Source organism: Streptomyces sp. SolWspMP-5a-2, assembly GCF_900091845.1.
Taxonomy (GTDB): Bacteria; Actinomycetota; Actinomycetes; order Streptomycetales; family Streptomycetaceae; genus Streptomyces; species Streptomyces doudnae.
Genome location: NZ_FMCI01000102.1, coordinates 1 through 15,783 on the forward strand (window position 1 = coordinate 1; position 15,783 = coordinate 15,783).

Sequence of the window (15,783 nt, forward strand, 5' to 3'; positions counted from 1 at the left end):
CGCACGGCGCTGCCGCTGACGGCCGTCGCGGCGGTGGCCGCGCTGCTCGCCGCCCGCTGCCCGGCCGCCTCCCGGGTGACGGTGCCGGTGGAGGCGGCCGGTGCGGCGGCGGGGGTGCTCGCGATCGGCCTGGCCGTGCCCGACCAGGCGACGCTCTCCCTGGTGCTTGGCCTGTGCGGGGTGACCGTCGCCGGGTCGGCGGCCCGCGCCGGACGTCACCTGCTCGGTCTCCCGGCGACCGTGCTGTTCGTGCTGGCCGCGTGGGTGCGGCTGGCGGTGTGGGGGGTGGCGGCCCCGGAGGCGTACACCCTGCCGGTGTCGCTGCCCGCGCTGCTGGTCGGCGCGGTGCGCAGGGGCCGCGATCCGCGGCTGTCGTCCTGGACGGCGTACGGTCCCGGGCTCGGCGTCACCCTGCTGCCGAGCCTGGGGGCGGCCTGGGCCGACCCGCACCCGACGCGTCCGCTGCTGCTGGGGGCGGCGGCCCTGCTGCTGACGCTGCTGGGCGCCCGGCACCGGCTGCGGGCGCCCCTGCTGCTCGGCGGTGCGGTGCTGGTGCTGGTCTCGCTGCACGAACTCGCCCCGTACCTGGTGCAGTTGGCGGGAGGGCTGCCCCGCTGGGTGCCTCCCGCGCTGGCCGGACTGCTGCTGCTCGCCGTCGGCGCGACGTACGAGTCCCGCATCCGGGACGTCCGCCGGGTGCGGGAGGTCCTGGGACGGATGAGCTAGGCCGTGCCCGGAGGCGGCCCCGGGGACGGTGGCGTCCCCGGGACCGCCCTCCCCTCCCCTACGACGGCATCCTGTCGCCGAGCAGGGCGAGGTTCTCGATGGCGGCGAGGCCGTACAGGGCGGTGTCGTTGGTGGAGATCCAGCTCGCCTCGGCGCCCTCGACCAGGGCGGCGGGGCCGGTCAGCGGCTCCGTCCTCCAGGGCGCGGACTCCAGGTAGCCGTCGGAGGCGTAGAACTTGGACCACGCCCGGGTGGCGAGGGCCGCGTCGCCGGTCTTGACGGCGGCGTACGCGTCCAGGCGGGAGTGGCCCTGGAACAGCAGCAGAGTGCCGAAGTTGGAGCCGTAGCGGGCGGCCTGCTCGGTCTTGCTCGCGTTGAAGTAGCGGCAGTAGTCGAAGTAGGCGTCCTCGAAGGCGGGCATGTCGACGAGGTCGATGAGTTCGGCGCAGAGTTCGTTGAGGCCGAAGACGGCGGAGAGGTGGGACACCGACACCACCGGGCTGTCGGCGACGGCGAACTTCCCGGTGTCGAGGTCGTAGAGGCCGCTGCCCTGGACGAAGCCGTTGGGCTGGGCCGCGATGGTCTCCATGGTGGACAGGACGCGGGCCCTGGCCTTCTCCCACTTGGGGCCCTTGCGTTCCCACTCGGTGAGCCAGGCCGACACCAGGCCGCTCCAGTCGGTGCCGAAGCCGATCGAGAGGGCGTGCCGGTCGGGCGTGTAGGGCTCGGTGCGGATCTTGCGGATGGGGTCGAGGGCGAGGAACGTCTCGTCGGAGTCGACGTTGGCGTGCATGAGGTCGCCGACGCGTTCGTCGGCGGTGAGGAAGTAGTAGTAGCGCCGGTAGGTGGTGTTGGCGATGCGCTGCTGCTTGGCGCTGTCGGCGTAGTGCTGGACGCCGTGCCGGGTGCCGAGGCCCGCCCACTGCCCCAGGTGGTAGACGTCGACCTCACCGGTGTGCCGGGTCATCGCCTCGGCGAAGCGGAAGATGTCGGCGCGGCCGGAGCGCAGGTAGGCGAACCAGAGCCACAGGTCGGGCGAGAGTTCGGAGTTGTCCCAGGCGTAGCCGCCGATGTCGTACCGCCACTGGTGCCGGACGGTGTCGTAGGTGTGCATGATGTCGCCGTAGTCCCAGAAGCCGTACCAACGGCGCTGCTCCACCTGGTCCTTGTAGTAGGTGAAGAGGAAGTCGAGGTGGTCCTCGATCTTCGCCTTGGCGGGGGTGGAGCGGTCCGGTTCGGAGTACAGGCCCGGCCCGAAGACCTTCGCCTTGATGAGCTGCCGCGGCGGGGCTGCGAGTTGCGGCAACACCCGTACGGCCGCGACCTGTTCGGCGAGGCGTTCCGGGGTGGGCGTGGACTCGTTGGCCCAGAAGAGGAGTTCGGAGGTGCGGGCGATGCCGTAGGGGGTGCCGAAGCCGGGCTCGTAGTCCTCGTAGGTGATGTTGAGCCCTTCGAGCTGTTCGGCGTAGGTGTCCTGGCCCATGCCGTCGTGGTAGAAGCGCAGGTCCATGGGCTGCGCCTCGGGCGACCAGAGCCAGAGGGTGACCTGGGCGGTGTCGGTGTGGGCGGCGCGGATGTCGAGCTGGGCGGGGTGCTTCTCCCAGAAGTCCCGCAGCCCGAAGGAGAGTCCGCCGCTCACGCCGCCGACGTACCCGAAGCCGGAGGCCCGGCGGCCGCCGCCCGCGCCGATCCAGCCGTGGCCCCCGGTGGTGCGCTTGCGGAGGGTGAAGCCGTCGGCGGAGAGCTGGGAGAGGGTGTAGTCGCCCCATTCGGGGATGTACTGGAGCCGGGTGGTGACCCGCTGGTCCCAGGTGGCGGGGTCGGGGAGCGCGCGCCCGGCGTACTGCGCCTCCTGGACGGCGGAGCCGGGGTCGCGGCGCAGTCCGGTGATGCCCTTGACGGCTTCCCGCAGCAGGCCGGTGCCCTCGCCGCCGATGCGGATGTGCCGGTCGTAGGACGCGTCGCGCAGCGGGACGTCGAAGCGGACGCCGAGCCCGCGCACGAAGTCGCCCGCGGCCTTGCCGGGTTCCTGCTTCCCGTCGAAGGTGACGGTGTGCACCATGCGGAAGGAGTCGGCGCCCGCGTAGAAGTAGAGGCGGACGGAGAACGGCAGCCATCTCCGGCTCCCCTTGCGGTGCTTGCCGTCGATCCGGACCACGGCGCGGACCGGGCCGTCCTGTTCGACGGTGACTTCGTCGATGGCGCTCTCGAAGCGTTCGTACCTGACGGTGCCCTGGTCGCCGTCCTCGATCTCGGGCTGGCGCAGCAGCACCAGGCGGCCGTTCGCGGCGATCTCGGTGGCGCCGCGGGTCACCGACTTCACCAGGGTGGCGCCCGAGGTGCCGAGCCGGGCGGTGATGACCCCGGTCCTGACGGTGACGGCGCCGCCGCGTCGTTCGACGGTGACCTTCTTCGCGGGGGCGGCCGCCGTCCCGGCGCTGAGGCTGAGCTTGCCGGTGCCCGAACTGACGGCGTGCGCGGTCCACTTGAGGGAGCCGTCGGGCCAGTAGGCGATCGGCCAGGACTGCACGGGGACGGCGGCGCCGGTGGCGTCGGTGAGCGCGAAGGTCCGGTCGGCCGGGTGGACGCCCCGGGGCCAGGGGACGCCGACGGTGGAGCCGGGCGCGGCGCCGAGCCCGCCGTCCTCCAGCCAGTCCAGGGTGACGGGGTCGGCGGACGCGGGCCGGGCGTCCGGGGCGGCCTGCGCGTCCCTGGCGCCGAGGGCCCAGCTGAACTGGGCGGCGGCGCCGGCGACGGCCGCCGCTCTGAGGAGGGATCTGCGGGGGAACGAAGACATGAGGGGTCAGCCTTTCCTTCCGTGCGGGGGTCAGAACTGCCAGGTGCATGACATAGCGAGGCGGGCACGGGGTCCCGGCGCGGACGGCACCGGACCCCGGCCCGGCCCTCGGGGCGCGGTCACCGCGGGTCAGCGGGCGCGGTGGCGCTCCTCCACGGCGAGGGCCGCCGCCACCACGGCCCCCGTGACGGGGACCGCCAGCGGCGCGAGGAACACGGCCGTCAGCGCCACGACGGCCAGACCGCAGACGATCAGGAACGATCCCGCGGGGTCGAGGACGGTCCGGCGCCCGGCGTCCGCGAGGAGCCCGCGCCAGGAGGCACCGGGCGTCCACCGGGCCGCCGCGCGCAGCAGGGCCACCGCCGAGCCGATCAGCGCGAGGAGTCCGACGGCCCCGGCGAACCGCCCGCCGGGCAGCCCGGCGCGCGCGGCCACGACGTCGACCCACACCGCGGCGGCCACCGCCCACCCGGCGAGCCCCACGACCCAGCCGGTGCGCACGGCCGACCGGAAGTCGGCGGCGAACTCCCGCACGCTGCCGCCCTGGTGGGTGGTCCGGCGGCGCAGGTGCCGGGCGCCCGCGGCGAACGCGGCCGGGGCCGTGACGATCCCCAGGCAGCAGACGGCCACCCACACCCCGGTGAGCAGGCACTCGGCGAAGAGGGCGAACCGTTCGCCGAACCCGGGCTCCCGGCGGACCTTCCCGCGCGTTCCCTCCGTCACCACCGCCTCAGCCCTTCAGTCCCGAGGTGGCCATGCCGTCGATGAGGTAGCGCTGGAAGGCCATGAAGAAGGCGACGACCGGCACCAGCGCCACCAGCGACATCGCGATCATGCTGCCGTAGTCGGAGATGCCCTCCTGGTCGCGGAACATCATCAGGCCCAGCGAGACGGTGTACTTGGAGGGCGTGTTGAGGTAGATCAGCGGCCCCATGAAGTCGTTCCAGGCGTTGATGAAGGTGAAGATCGCGCTGGTGATGACGGCGGGCCTGCACAGCGGCAGCACCACCGACCAGTAGGTGCGCAGGTGCCCGCAGCCGTCGAGCCGCGCCGCCTCGTCCAGTTCGCGCGGCAGCCCGCGCATGAACTGCACCATCAGGAAGACGAAGAACGCCTCCGTCGCCAGGAACTTGCCCGCCACCAACGGCACGAGCGTGTCGACCAGTTCGAGCTTGCGGAACAGCACGTACTGCGGGATGAGCAGCACGTGGTACGGCAGCAGCAGGGTGCCGATCATCAGCGTGAACAGCAGGTTCCGCCCGGCGAACCCGATCTTGGCGAAGGCGTACGCGGTCAGCGAGCTGGAGACCACCACACCGACCACGGCGAGCAGCGCGTACATCAGGGAGTTGACGAAGAAGCTGCTCACGGAGATGCCGGAGATGCCGTCGGCGAGTCCGGAGAAGTTCGCCCAGACCGGCTTCGCGGGCAGCAGGTCGAGGCTGGCGACGATGTCCTTGCTCGGCTTGAACGAGGCGCCCAGCACCCAGATCACCGGGTACAGGACGACCGCGAGGACCAGGAGCGCGCCCGCGTGCCAGGCGAGGGAGCCCGCGCGGCGTCCGGTGCCGGGCGCGGCGGGGCGGGTGGCGGTGGTCACTTGGCGGCCTCCTCGTAGTGCACCCACTTCTTCTGCGACCAGAACAGCACCGCCGTGACCAGCGCCACCGCGACCACCAGCGTCCAGGCCATCGCGGAGGCGAAGCCCATCTGCGCCTCCTTGAAGCCCTTCTGGTAGAGGTAGCAGGTGTAGACGAGGGTGGCGTCGGCGGGCCCGCAGCTGGTGTTCGAGACGACGTACGCGGAGCCGAACACCTGGAACGCGTGGATCGACTCCAGCAGCACGTTGAAGAACAGGACCGGGGAGATCATCGGCAGGGTGATGTTCCAGAAGCGCCGCAGCGCGCCCGCGCCGTCCACCTCGGCGGCCTCGTACAGCTCGCGCGGGACCTGCTTGAGACCGGCCAGGAAGATCACCATGGGGGCGCCGAACTGCCAGACGCTGAGCGCCACCAGGGCGTAGAGGACGTAGTCGGGGTTGCCGATCCAGCCGCCCACGTCCACGCCGAGGACCCGCTGCGCGCGGTCCACGATCGCGTCGTCCGAGAACAGGGCCCGCCAGACGAACCCCACGGAGACGCTGGCACCGATGAGCGAGGGCAGGTAGAAGGCGGCCCGGTACAGGCCCTGCCCCCGCCTGCTCTGCGCGAGCAGCAGCGCCACCCCCAGCGCGAGCAGCAGCTTCAGCGGGGTGGCGACGACGACGTACTTGAGCGTCACCTCCACCGACCGCTGCCAGCGCGGGTCCTGGAACATCGTGGTGAAGTTGTCCAGCCCCACCCACCGCGGCGGGGTGAAGAGGTTGTAGCTGGTGAACGCGTAGTACAGCGACGCGATCATCGGCCCCGCGGTGAGCAGCAGGAACCCCGCGATCCACGGCGACATGAAGAGGTATCCGGCGAGGTTCTCGCGGCGCCGCCCGCGCCGCCCGGCGGCGGGAGCGGCAGGCCGCTTCCCCGCCGGGCGCGCGGGGGCTTCCTTGACGAGCGTCATGGCGGTAGGTCCCCTCAGCCCGCGAACGCGGCCTTGGCCTCGCCGAACAGCGTCTTCGCGGCGTCGGCCGGCTTGGTCCTGCCCTGGGCGACCTCACCGCCGATCCGCAGGAACGCGGCCTCGACGACGTCGGCGCCCGACGGGTGCGGGGTGATCTTCCCGAGGACGCCCTCGGCGGCGACCTTCTCCTCGTACGCCCTGACGCCCTTGTTGGTCTTGTCGGTGGGCGTGAAGGCGTCGTACTGCTCGGTGGTGGCGAGGATGCCGCGGTCGTAGCCCATGATCTCGCCGACCTCGGGGTCGTGGACCATGAAGTCGATGAACCGGGCGGCCTCCTCGGGGTGCTTGGAGCCGGAGAAGGCGCTGAGCATCAGCGAGCCGAGGTACTGGCCGGTGTGCTTGCCGTCGGTGGTGGGGATCGGCGCGAGCCCGTAGTCCGAGTCGCCCTCGCCCTCGTAACGGATGGAGAAGTTGTCCCAGGTGAACTCGCTCGCCGCGAGCCCGGCCGAGAGGCCCGACTTGGGCTTGACCTGCTCGATCTTCTTCGGGTCGGCGACCAGCCCGGCCTTGACGCGCTTGTAGCCGTCCTCCCACCACCGCGTCAGATCGGCCTCGGTGAAGCCGAGACCGGACTCGGTGAAGAACGCCTTGCCGTTCTGCCGCAGGTACAGGTCGTACAGGTACATGATGGCGAAGTAGCCGGTGTCCCCGGCGATCTTCACTCTGTCCTGGATCTTCTGCAGCGCCGCGAAGTAGTCGTCCCAGGTCCAGCCGAACTCCGGCGTCACGCCCGCCTTCTGGAACGCCTTCAGATCGACGACGAGGGACATGGTGTTGGCGCCGACCGGAATTCCGACCTGCTTGCCGTCGACCTGACCGTTCGCCAGAACTCCGTTGCGGAACGCGCCGAGGTTCAGATTCCCCGCGTCGGCCTGGCTCTTGAGGTCCATGAGGACCCCGCGCTTGTCGTACTTGCGCAGGAAGCCGACCGCGTTCTGGAAAACGTCCGGGGGATTGCCGCCGGAGGCCTGCGTCTGGAACTTCTCCCAGAAAGCCTCGTAATCCGTGAATTCCGGCTTGACCTTGATCTTCGGGTTCTTCTTCTCGAAGAGCGCGATCGTCTTCTTGATCGCTATCGCCCGGGGTTCCCCACCCCACCACGCGTAACGGATCGTCACCGTCCCGTCCGCGGACGCCCCTCCGTCGCCGCCGCACCCGGTCGTCGCGGCCAGCCCCAGGGCGGTCGCCGAAGCCCCGGCGGCCTTGAGGATCGTACGCCTCTCAACATTCCTGCTGGTACCCACGGTCGGGCCCTCCCCTGGCGTCGTTGCCACATGCATGAATCGTTTCAAGTAAGCGCTTGCTGGCACAAGTTACGGAGGGGGCAAGGGTGCGTCAATGATTCGGACAAGAATTTCTTTCCGCCCGCCCGGACGGCGCTCCGCCCCCGGAGCCGCTCCTCGTCCGGCAGGCGGGGCGACGCCGCAGGTGAGGGGCGCGCGGTCGACCCGCCGAACGGCTCGGTGCGGAACGGGCGGAAGTGACCCCAGGCCGAAAACCGTCCGGGACCGCTCAGTGAGCCCGCCCCGGCCGCGACGCCCGGCCCACCGACGGTCACGCGCGGTCCACGCCGCGGGACGGCAGGCGCGAAGGCCCCGGGAACGACGTCGGCCCCTCCGCGACGAGGCGGAGGGGCCGACGGTCCGGGTGGGCGATACTGGGTTCGAACCAGTGACCTCTTCGGTGTGAACGAAGCGCTCTCCCACTGAGCTAATCGCCCGGACGCAGGGAGAACATTACCCCATGTCAGGGGGTGCCTGTGACCGACCGGAGCCGCTCGGCGACCGCCCCGCGGGTCACTGACCCTCGATGTTCCAGGGCATCTCCAGGCCGAATTTCCACAGGTAGACGCCGATCAGCGCGGCGGCGATCACGCAGCCGATCGCGGTCAGCGTGATGTTGCGCCGCCTGACCCGGGGATCGAGCGCCTTCTGCGCCGCCTCGGTGACCTTCCGCTTGGTCCAGCGCAGCACGAGCTGGGCCCAGACGAACTCGGTCGCCCAGATCGCCATGCCCGCGAAGATCACCAGCCAGCCGGGGCCGGGCAGCGGCAGCATGATCACGCCCGTGACCACCACGGCGAGCCCGACCAGGAAGACCCCGACCTGCCAGCTCAGGTGGAGCGCCCTGCGCGCCCTGACGAACTCCGGCGCCCGCGACCCGAGCCCCGGCTCCCCGGCCGCGCCGCCGCTGTCGGCGCCCGTCCGGTCCGTCGCCACGGCCGTCTCGCCGGGCCGGTCACTCCCCGTATCCATACAGCCAAACTTTACCCGACGGAAACCAGTCACCGGAATGGGCGTACCACGCGAACCCATCCTCGGCCGGAAGAGTTACGTAAACACACGCAAAACACGCAGAGGGGTTTACAACGGCACCGTAGGTGGCATGTCGATTTCGCCGACGTGCGAATCCCCGAGCGCACACTGAGCGAAAGGCCCTGGCGCTTATGAACACCACGGTCAGCTGCGAGCTGCACCTGCGCCTCGTTGTGTCGAGCGAGTCCTCCCTGCCTGTCCCCGCAGGCCTGCGGTACGACACGGCCGACCCCTACGCCGTGCACGCCACCTTCCACACCGGAGCCGAGGAGACCGTCGAGTGGGTGTTCGCCCGCGACCTCCTCGCCGAAGGTCTCCATCGCCCCACGGGCACCGGCGACGTCCGTGTCTGGCCGTCGCGCAGCCACGGTCAGGGCGTCGTCTGCATCGCGCTCAGCTCCCCGGAGGGCGAAGCTCTCCTGGAGGCCCCGGCGCGTGCCCTGGAATCCTTCCTGAAGCGGACCGACGCTGCCGTGCCGCCCGGCACGGAGCACCGCCACTTCGACCTCGACCAGGAGCTGTCCCACATCCTGGCGGAGAGCTAGGCCGAGGTCGTACCAAGCCGCCCGGCGCCGTCGACTCGGGGTGACGGCTCGGGCTCGGACAATCGCACAGCACAGGCACCGGCGCCGCCGCCGCGACTCGTCGCGCGGCGGCGCCGGTGTGTGTCCGGCCCGGCATGACCGGCCGGGCAGAGGGCAGGGGTGTCACGGACGGTGAGCCGTGAGCGACTCCGGCCGGTCGCGCGCCGGAGGCTCCACTACCATCGGCCAGCATCGGCGGGCACGGGCCCGACACCCAGGCCAGGGAGCGACAACGTGCTGATCACCCACGACACCCGGTGCGCCCTCGACACCGTGGTCGATCTGGTGAACACCGCGCCGGAGGACGCCACGGCCCAGGACGGGCTGCCTGACCTCGCGGCTCTCACCGATTTCGTAGGAACGCACAGCATCAGCGACGTGGGGTCCATGGCGGAGTCCGACCTCGCGGGGGTGCGCGCCGTCCGCGGGCGGTTCGCCGCCGTCTTCGAGGCGCCGGACCCCAGGACTGCGGCCCGGCTGATCAACGAGCTGGTCGCCGCCGCGGGCACCACGCCCCGGCTCACCGACCACGACGGCTACGACTGGCACGTCCACTACTTCGCGCCCGGCGCCTCCGTCGCGGACCACCTGGCCGCCGACTGCGGGATGGCGCTGGCGTTCTTCGTGGTCGCCGGGGAGCAGGAGCGGCTGCGGCGGTGCGAGGCGCCGGACTGCCGCCGCGCCTTCGTCGACCTCTCGCGCAACCGCTCGCGGCGCTACTGCGACAGCAGGACCTGCGGGAACCGGCTGCACGTGGCCGCGTACCGGGCGCGGCGCAAGGAGGCCGCGGGCTGACCCGCCGGACACCGGGCCCCGGGAGGGGAGGGCGTGGGCCCCGACGGATGGCGTCGGGGACCACGGGTACGGCTCACAGCAGCAGCAGGTCGTGCAGGGCGGCCATGAGCAGCAGACTCCCGATCACCGCAAGGAAGATCATCAGCGGTGGTTGGGACAGGGCGAAGAGGCATCCGCGCGGCTTGTCCTTCGGCGGCGCGGCCTCGCTCGGTGTGGTGTCCAGCATCTCGTCGGCGATGATGGCCCAGGTCAGAGCCGCTTCGCGATCTCGCGCCCGGAATGAGCGGGTGATCGCCGAAACCCTCGACGTCCGTTTCGGGTCGTGATCGATTCCGCGCGGCCCGGGGCCGGAGTGTGTCGTTTCGCCCGCTGTGACCCCGGTCGGGTCAGATGCCGTGCTTCTTCAGGATCGCCTCGATGTCGCTGAAGTCGTCGCCGCTCGTCTGCGCGGGCGGGGCGGCGGCGGGCCGGGACGGCTGACGGCCGCCGGGGCCGAGGGAGGGCGCGGAGGCGGCCGGCGCGACCGGGTCGACGCGCTGCGCGTCCCTGGCCTCCCTGCGCTGCTTGCGGGTGGTGCCCCGGCGGCGCTCGACCGCGCGGGTGGCCGCGAAGAGCAGCCAGGCGCCGCCGAGCACGCCGAAGCCCGCCCAGGCCGTCGGGCTGAAGGCGGTGTGCGCCGCCCAGTCCACGAACCCGGTCATCACCAGGCCGAGCGGGATCAGGGAGTAGGCGGCGATCCTGGTGGCCGTGAGGAAACGCTTGCGGTACGCGGTGACCGCCGCGATGCCGAGCCCGGCCACGGACACGGCGGAACAGACTGTCTCGGCGATCATCCGGTCCTCCAGGCAGGCTCGGTCGAGCGGGCGCTTCGTCCCTTCCATCCTGCACCGACCGACCCCCGGCGGGCCACGGTCCGGCCCGAGATCAGGGAGATCTCCGGGTCGGCTCCTCCGCAGGTGCCGGTCGGCGGGCCCGCGGAGCCGACCGCAGGTTGGGCCGCGCCGGGGACGGCTGGGAGACTGGGCGCATGAGCGACTCCTCCCCCGTGTCTTCCCCCGCGTCCGCCCGCCCCGTCCTCGACGTGTGGTGCGAGCTCCAGTGCCCCGACTGCCGGACCGCCCTGGACGACGTGCGCGCGCTGCGGGCGCGCTACGGCGACCGGCTGGAGGTGCGGCTGCGGCACTTCCCGCTGGAGAAGCACAAGCACTCCTTCGCCGCCGCGCAGGCCGCCGAGGAGGCGCTGGAGCAGGGCAAGGGGTGGGAGTACGTCGAGGCCGTGCTCGGCCGGGTCGAGCGGCTGGACCGCGCGGGAGAGCCCTTCCTCGTCGAGGTGGCCGGTGAACTCGGCCTGGACGCCGAGGAGTTCGACACCGCGCTGATCGACGGACGGCACATCCTGATCGTCGACGCGGACCAGGCCGAGGGCAAGGCGATCGGCGTGACGGGCACCCCCACCTACGTCGTCGACGACCAGCGCCTGGACGGCGGCACCAGCCAGGAGGGGCTGCGGGAGCGCGTCGAGGAGATCGTGGACCGGCTGCTGGCGGACGGCGGCGCCTGAGCGCGGCGGCGGGCGCTCACAGCAGCGGCTTCTGGAGCCCGTGCAGGGTGGTCCCGTAGCCGAGGGACGTGTAGAGGCCCTCGGCCGGGCCGTTGCCCGCGAAGACGTTCAGGCCGAGGGTGTCCCGGCCCGCGGCGGCGGCCTGCCGCTCGGCGACGAGCATGAGGGTCCGGCCGTGGCCGCGCCCCCGGTGCGCCGGGTCGGACTCGACGTAGTAGACGAACGCCTCCTTCCCGCCGTCTTCGCCCGGCCTGGCCAGACAGAGCCAGAGCACGCCGACCGCGGCGCCCTCGTGCTCGACCACGCTGAACTCCATGTCCTGCGTGGCGAGCCCCTTCGGCAGCAGCGTCTCGTGGTCGTGGCGCGACTTCGCGCGGGCCGCCTCCTCGGGCACGCCCCGCGCCATCCACTCGCGCGCGTACGACTCCTCGCGGCCGGTGCGCCACCGGGTGTACTCGGCGGGCGTCATGGGCCGGGCGAGGCTCCCCGCGGGCAGGGCGGGCGGGGTGTCGGCGAGGCGCTTGCGCATGCCCCGGTTGCGCGGGCGGTAGGCGAGCGCCTCGGCGAGCCGCAGCGCGGAGACGGCCGACGCCGGGATGTTGGCCTCGATCACCCGGCAGCCCCAGCCGCGCGCCACCTCCTCGGCCGCGAGCGCGGCGACCGTGCCCCGGCCCCTGCGCCGGTCCTGCTCCTGGACGGTGAGGTCCAGGACGGCGGCCACCGACTCCCCGAGGGAGGACGAGGTGCCGAGGTGGAGGGTGCCGACGGGACGGCTGTTCACGCACACCTGGTAGTGGCGCGAGCGCGTTCCGTCGGCGGCGCGCTGGAGCGGCTCGGTCGGCCGCAGGGTCGTGGTCATCAGAGGAGTTCTACCCGTGCGGGACCGCGCAGTCAGCCCGTTTTCCGACCGTCACGGATCGAGGTCGGCGCCGGACCGCTCGTCGAAGACCCGCATCGCCTTGGCGGTCACCGGGCCAGGGGCGCCGGGCAGTTCACGGCCGTCGACCCGGTGCACGGCCTGGATGTCCCGCAGGCTCGAGGTGAGGAAGACCTCCTCGGCCCGCTCCAGCACGTCCAGCGGCAGGTCGGTCTCGCGGGCGCCGGTCCACTCGACGGCGAGCGCGCGGGTGATGCCCGCGAGGCAGCCGGAGGAGACCGGCGGGGTGTGGATCTCGCCGTCGAGGACGACGAAGACGTTGGAGCCGGTGCCCTCGCAGAGGCGGCCCGCGGTGTTGGCGAACAGGGCCTCGGACGCGCCCTGTTCACGGGCGCGGGCCAGCGCGACGACGTTCTCGGCGTACGAGGTCGTCTTGAGGCCGGCGAGCGCGCCGCGTTCGTTGCGGGTCCACGGCACGGTGATCACGGCGGTGGAGTCGGGGCGGCGGGTGCTCTCGGCGAGGGCGACCAGCAGGGTCGTGCCCTGCTCGCCCCGGTCCGAGCCGAGCGGTCCCGGACCGCCGGTGAAGGTGATCCGCAGGCGGCCCAGCGGGACCGGGTTCGCGTCGACGACGGCGGCGCAGGCCCGGCGCACCTCGTCGTGGTCGGGGCCGGGCAGGCCGAGGCCCCGCGCGGAGCGGGTCAGCCGGTCGAGGTGGCGGGTGAGCGCGAAGGGCCTGCCGTGCGCCACCTGGACCGTCTCGAACACGCCGTCGCCCACGGTCAGTCCGTGGTCGAGGGCGGAGACACGGGCGGCACCGGCGTCCCGGAGCCCGCCGTCGAGCCAGATCTTCATGTCGGGTCTCCCTCAGCACTCGCGTCGTACGTTCCCGACGCTACCGCGAGCAGCCGGGACGCCTTCAGCTCGGTCTCCCGCCACTCGCCCTCGGGGTCGGAGCCCCAGGTGATCCCGGCGCCGGTGCCGAACCGCAGGGTCGCCGGGCCGCTCGGGGTCCGCTCGATCCAGAACGTGCGGATGCCGACGGCGAGTTCGGCGGTGCCCCGGTCGGCGTCGACCCAGCCGAGGCCGCCGCAGTAGGGGCCGCGGGGCGCGGTCTCCAGGGCGTCGATCACCCGCAGGGCGCTGGACTTCGGGGCGCCGGTGACCGAGCCGGGCGGGAAGGCGGCGCCGAGCAGCTCGGGCCAGCCCGCCCCGGTCCGCAGCTCGCCCCTGACCGTGGACACCAGGTGCACCAGGCCGGGGTGCTTCTCGACGGCGCACAGGTCGGGCACGGTGACGCTGCCGGTGGCGCAGACCCGCCCGAGGTCGTTGCGGACCAGGTCCACGATCATGACGTTCTCGGCGTGGTCCTTCGCCAGCAGGTCGGCCTCGGTGCGCCCGGTCCCCTTGATCGGCCCGGACACGACGACGCGCCCGTCCCGGCGCAGGAACAGCTCGGGCGAGGCGGTGGCGGTATCCACCCCGTGCCCCGGCAGCCGGATCGTCCCGGCGTACGGCGCCGGGTTGCCGCGGGCCAGCAGCGCGGTGAGGGCGTCCACGTCGGCGCCGGGCGGCACCGGGGCGGAGAGCACCCGGCAGAGGTTGGCCTGGTAGACCTCGCCCGTCGCTATCCGCTCCCGGATCCGGCGCACCGCCGCCGTGTACGCGCCGCGGTCGAGGGACGACGTCCAGTCGCCCGCCCGGGGGCCGCGCCAGGCACCCGGCACCGGCGCGGGCACCGGCGTCTCGCGCACCTCGGCGAAGCGGGCGCAGGTCACCCGGCCCTCGAAGTCCAGGGCGACGGCCCAGAACCCGGTGGAATCCAGGGCCGCGGGGTCGTCGGTGACGTCGAGGAGCCCGGTGGCGAGGCGGTCGCCGAAGCGGGCGAGGGGCGGCAGATCGGGCAGGTCGGGCACGTGGGCGAGTCTATGGCGGGTGTCCGGCGGGCGGCCCGGTCGTGTCCCCGAGGAGACGCAGGCCACGCGGGTGACCGGGCGCACGCCAGCACGCTGCGCAAACGCGTTTTTGTCCTGGCCCCGGAATCCGCTAGAGTTCACCACGTCGCCGGGACGCGGGAGCAGACCGAAACGACAAGCGGACGTAGCTCAGTTGGTAGAGCGCAACCTTGCCAAGGTTGAGGTCGCGAGTTCGAGCCTCGTCGTCCGCTCGAAGGAAGAGGGGGATCCTCACGGGTCCCCGCACTCCTGGTGGAGTGGCCGAGAGGCGAGGCAACGGCCTGCAAAGCCGTCTACACGGGTTCAAATCCCGTCTCCACCTCCAAGGACGATTAGCTCAGCGGGAGAGCGCTTCCCTGACACGGAAGAGGTCACTGGTTCAATCCCAGTATCGTCCACTGGAGCCTCACGGCTCCGACCCGCGCGATTAGCTCAGCGGGAGAGCGCTTCCCTGACACGGAAGAGGTCACTGGTTCAATCCCAGTATCGCGCACGCGGCAGTACAGACGCAGTTCCCGGTCCCAGGCCGGGTCCCGAGGACGATTAGCTCAGCGGGAGAGCGCTTCCCTGACACGGAAGAGGTCACTGGTTCAATCCCAGTATCGTCCACACACCGAAGCCCCCGGCCCTGCGGCCGGGGGCTTCTTCGTGGTGCGGCTCAGCTGGAGAACAGCATGTGGCCGAAGCTCTTGTGCCGGTGGTGGCCGTGGTGGCCCCCGTAGTGGCCGCCGTGACCTCCCTGCGGGGCGCCCCAGACGGGAGCGGCCGAATAGCCCTGCTGCGGTCCGGGCGGCGGCGGGGCGGGCTGCGCCCACTGGGACTCGACCCGGGTCAGCGCCTCCAGCTCGCCGTAGTCCAGGAAGATGCCGCGGCAGCCGCCGCACTGCTCGATCTGGACGCCGTTCCTGTTGTACGTGTGCATCGGCGCGTGGCACTTCGGACAGTGCATGGTCGGCTCAACTCCTCGTCTGACGGTCCTGATTCACCTGACGTCGGAACAGACTCCGTCCCGGCCCTCCCGGTTGCACGTCACGCGCGGTGGGCGCAGGTCGGCTCCGGCGGCGCGGCGGCCATCCGGGCGCAGGCGTCGAGCACCGACAGCTCCACCTCGTCCGGCGCCCGGTTCTCCCCGGCCGCCTTGGCGAGGGCGCGGGCGGCGGTCTGGGCGGTGAGGGCGCGGGCCGGGACGTCCAGGGCGGGCCAGGGGTCGCCGTCGGCGGGGACCGCCGGGCCGCCGGCCGCGCGGTAGGCGGCGAGGAAGCGGGCCCACTCGCCGGGCGGGAGGAGGCCGCAGGCGTACCAGGCGGCGGGACGCGCGAGGTCCCAGGCCGGGACGCCGGTCCCCAGGTCGTCGACGTCGATGAGCAGCCACGCCCCGCCGGGCGCGGGGTGCCGGACGAGCTGCCCGAGGTGGAGGTCGCCGTGGCAGAGGGTGGCGCGGCCGGGCTGGGGTGCCTCGCCCCTGGCCCAGGCGGGCAGCGCGGCCCAGGCCCGCAGCACGTGCGGGACGGCGGGGTGGCGGGAGCGGGCGGCCAGGGCGGCGACGGCTCGGGCCGCCTT

At 72.5% G+C, this 15,783-nt stretch carries 17 protein-coding genes and 6 tRNA genes; 9 read left to right on the forward strand and 14 right to left on the reverse strand.

Annotated features, from left to right (window positions below; translation table 11 throughout):
- The coding region (locus tag GA0115242_RS09685) for an SCO7613 C-terminal domain-containing membrane protein (RefSeq protein WP_370672264.1) at nucleotides 1–726 on the forward strand (726 nt) is incomplete at its 5' end.
- A gap of 58 nt (nucleotides 727–784) precedes the next feature.
- On the opposite strand, the gene GA0115242_RS09690 is transcribed toward GA0115242_RS09685, so the two are convergent.
- From GA0115242_RS09690 to GA0115242_RS09720, 7 genes are all read right to left on the reverse strand, one after another.
- A complete protein-coding gene (locus GA0115242_RS09690; RefSeq protein ID WP_093826640.1) occupies nucleotides 785–3,523 on the reverse strand; it encodes an exo-rhamnogalacturonan lyase family protein in 2,739 nt (912 codons plus the stop codon).
- A 129-nt stretch (nucleotides 3,524–3,652) separates the two neighbouring features.
- Nucleotides 3,653–4,246, reverse strand: coding sequence for a hypothetical protein (locus tag GA0115242_RS09695; RefSeq protein WP_370672265.1), 594 nt, complete (start codon nucleotides 4,244–4,246; stop codon nucleotides 3,653–3,655).
- 7 nt (nucleotides 4,247–4,253) lie between these two features.
- Nucleotides 4,254–5,123, reverse strand: a complete 870-nt coding sequence (locus GA0115242_RS09700; protein WP_093826644.1) for a carbohydrate ABC transporter permease — start codon at nucleotides 5,121–5,123, stop codon at nucleotides 4,254–4,256.
- A complete protein-coding gene (locus GA0115242_RS09705; RefSeq protein ID WP_093826646.1) occupies nucleotides 5,120–6,076 on the reverse strand; it encodes a carbohydrate ABC transporter permease in 957 nt (318 codons plus the stop codon). The genes GA0115242_RS09700 and GA0115242_RS09705 overlap by 4 nt, the downstream gene beginning before the upstream one ends.
- Nucleotides 6,077–6,090: 14 nt before the next feature.
- On the reverse strand, nucleotides 6,091–7,380 hold the full coding sequence (locus tag GA0115242_RS09710; protein ID WP_093826648.1) for an ABC transporter substrate-binding protein: 1,290 nt from the start codon (nucleotides 7,378–7,380) through the stop codon (nucleotides 6,091–6,093).
- Nucleotides 7,381–7,784: 404 nt separating this feature from the next.
- Nucleotides 7,785–7,856, reverse strand: a tRNA-Val gene (locus GA0115242_RS09715).
- Between the two features lie 76 nt (nucleotides 7,857–7,932).
- Nucleotides 7,933–8,391 (reverse strand): TIGR02611 family protein, encoded by a 459-nt coding sequence (locus GA0115242_RS09720; RefSeq protein WP_093826650.1) that lies wholly within the window; start codon nucleotides 8,389–8,391, stop codon nucleotides 7,933–7,935.
- 191 nt (nucleotides 8,392–8,582) lie between these two features.
- Between GA0115242_RS09720 and GA0115242_RS09725 the strand changes: the two genes are divergently transcribed.
- Together GA0115242_RS09725 and GA0115242_RS09730 are read left to right on the forward strand one after the other, a co-directional pair.
- Entirely contained in the window at nucleotides 8,583–8,996 is a 414-nt protein-coding gene (locus tag GA0115242_RS09725) for an SsgA family sporulation/cell division regulator (RefSeq protein WP_004002642.1), read from the forward strand.
- A 273-nt stretch (nucleotides 8,997–9,269) separates the two neighbouring features.
- Complete coding sequence (locus GA0115242_RS09730) at nucleotides 9,270–9,830, forward strand: CGNR zinc finger domain-containing protein (RefSeq protein ID WP_093826652.1); 561 nt, start codon at nucleotides 9,270–9,272, stop codon at nucleotides 9,828–9,830.
- 73 nt (nucleotides 9,831–9,903) lie between these two features.
- Here GA0115242_RS09730 and GA0115242_RS40675 read toward each other — a convergent pair whose 3' ends face one another.
- Both GA0115242_RS40675 and GA0115242_RS09735 read right to left on the reverse strand, forming a co-directional pair.
- Nucleotides 9,904–10,056, reverse strand: coding sequence for a hypothetical protein (locus GA0115242_RS40675; RefSeq protein ID WP_176729783.1), 153 nt, complete (start codon nucleotides 10,054–10,056; stop codon nucleotides 9,904–9,906).
- Nucleotides 10,057–10,216: 160 nt separating this feature from the next.
- The gene (locus tag GA0115242_RS09735; RefSeq protein WP_237548955.1) at nucleotides 10,217–10,663 is read right to left on the reverse strand and encodes a hypothetical protein; all 447 of its coding nucleotides are present in this window, start codon (nucleotides 10,661–10,663) and stop codon (nucleotides 10,217–10,219) included.
- Between the two features lie 194 nt (nucleotides 10,664–10,857).
- On the opposite strand from GA0115242_RS09735, the gene GA0115242_RS09740 reads away from it, so the two are divergent.
- The gene (locus tag GA0115242_RS09740; protein WP_176729784.1) at nucleotides 10,858–11,391 is read left to right on the forward strand and encodes a DsbA family protein; all 534 of its coding nucleotides are present in this window, start codon (nucleotides 10,858–10,860) and stop codon (nucleotides 11,389–11,391) included.
- A gap of 16 nt (nucleotides 11,392–11,407) precedes the next feature.
- Here the strand turns inward: GA0115242_RS09740 and GA0115242_RS09745 are convergent, their stop codons facing one another.
- The 3 genes from GA0115242_RS09745 to GA0115242_RS09755 are packed head-to-tail and all read right to left on the reverse strand — an operon-like array spanning nucleotide 11,408 to nucleotide 14,175.
- Nucleotides 11,408–12,250 carry a GNAT family N-acetyltransferase gene (locus tag GA0115242_RS09745; protein WP_093826659.1) on the reverse strand — a complete coding sequence of 281 codons (843 nt, stop codon included), beginning with the start codon at nucleotides 12,248–12,250 and terminating at the stop codon, nucleotides 11,408–11,410.
- Nucleotides 12,251–12,301: 51 nt separating this feature from the next.
- Nucleotides 12,302–13,123 (reverse strand): aminotransferase class IV, encoded by an 822-nt coding sequence (locus GA0115242_RS09750; protein ID WP_093826661.1) that lies wholly within the window; start codon nucleotides 13,121–13,123, stop codon nucleotides 12,302–12,304.
- A complete protein-coding gene (locus GA0115242_RS09755) occupies nucleotides 13,120–14,175 on the reverse strand; it encodes a chorismate-binding protein (RefSeq protein WP_093826664.1) in 1,056 nt (351 codons plus the stop codon). Before GA0115242_RS09755 ends, GA0115242_RS09750 begins: the two co-directional genes overlap by 4 nt.
- A 187-nt stretch (nucleotides 14,176–14,362) precedes the next feature.
- On the opposite strand from GA0115242_RS09755, the gene GA0115242_RS09760 reads away from it, so the two are divergent.
- From GA0115242_RS09760 to GA0115242_RS09780, 5 genes are all read left to right on the forward strand, one after another.
- Nucleotides 14,363–14,435: transfer RNA gene (locus tag GA0115242_RS09760), tRNA-Gly, on the forward strand.
- A 39-nt stretch (nucleotides 14,436–14,474) separates the two neighbouring features.
- A tRNA-Cys gene (locus GA0115242_RS09765) sits at nucleotides 14,475–14,548 on the forward strand.
- 1 nt (nucleotide 14,549) lies between these two features.
- Nucleotides 14,550–14,621, forward strand: a tRNA-Val gene (locus GA0115242_RS09770).
- Nucleotides 14,622–14,644: 23 nt separating this feature from the next.
- A tRNA-Val gene (locus tag GA0115242_RS09775) sits at nucleotides 14,645–14,716 on the forward strand.
- Nucleotides 14,717–14,760: 44 nt separating this feature from the next.
- Nucleotides 14,761–14,832: transfer RNA gene (locus GA0115242_RS09780), tRNA-Val, on the forward strand.
- Nucleotides 14,833–14,881: 49 nt separating this feature from the next.
- On the opposite strand, the gene GA0115242_RS09785 is transcribed toward GA0115242_RS09780, so the two are convergent.
- On the reverse strand, nucleotides 14,882–15,172 hold the full coding sequence (locus GA0115242_RS09785) for a TFIIB-type zinc ribbon-containing protein (protein WP_093826663.1): 291 nt from the start codon (nucleotides 15,170–15,172) through the stop codon (nucleotides 14,882–14,884).
- 80 nt (nucleotides 15,173–15,252) lie between these two features.
- Nucleotides 15,253–15,783: phosphotransferase family protein (locus tag GA0115242_RS09790; RefSeq protein WP_161353070.1), on the reverse strand; the 531-nt coding region annotated here is incomplete at its 5' end.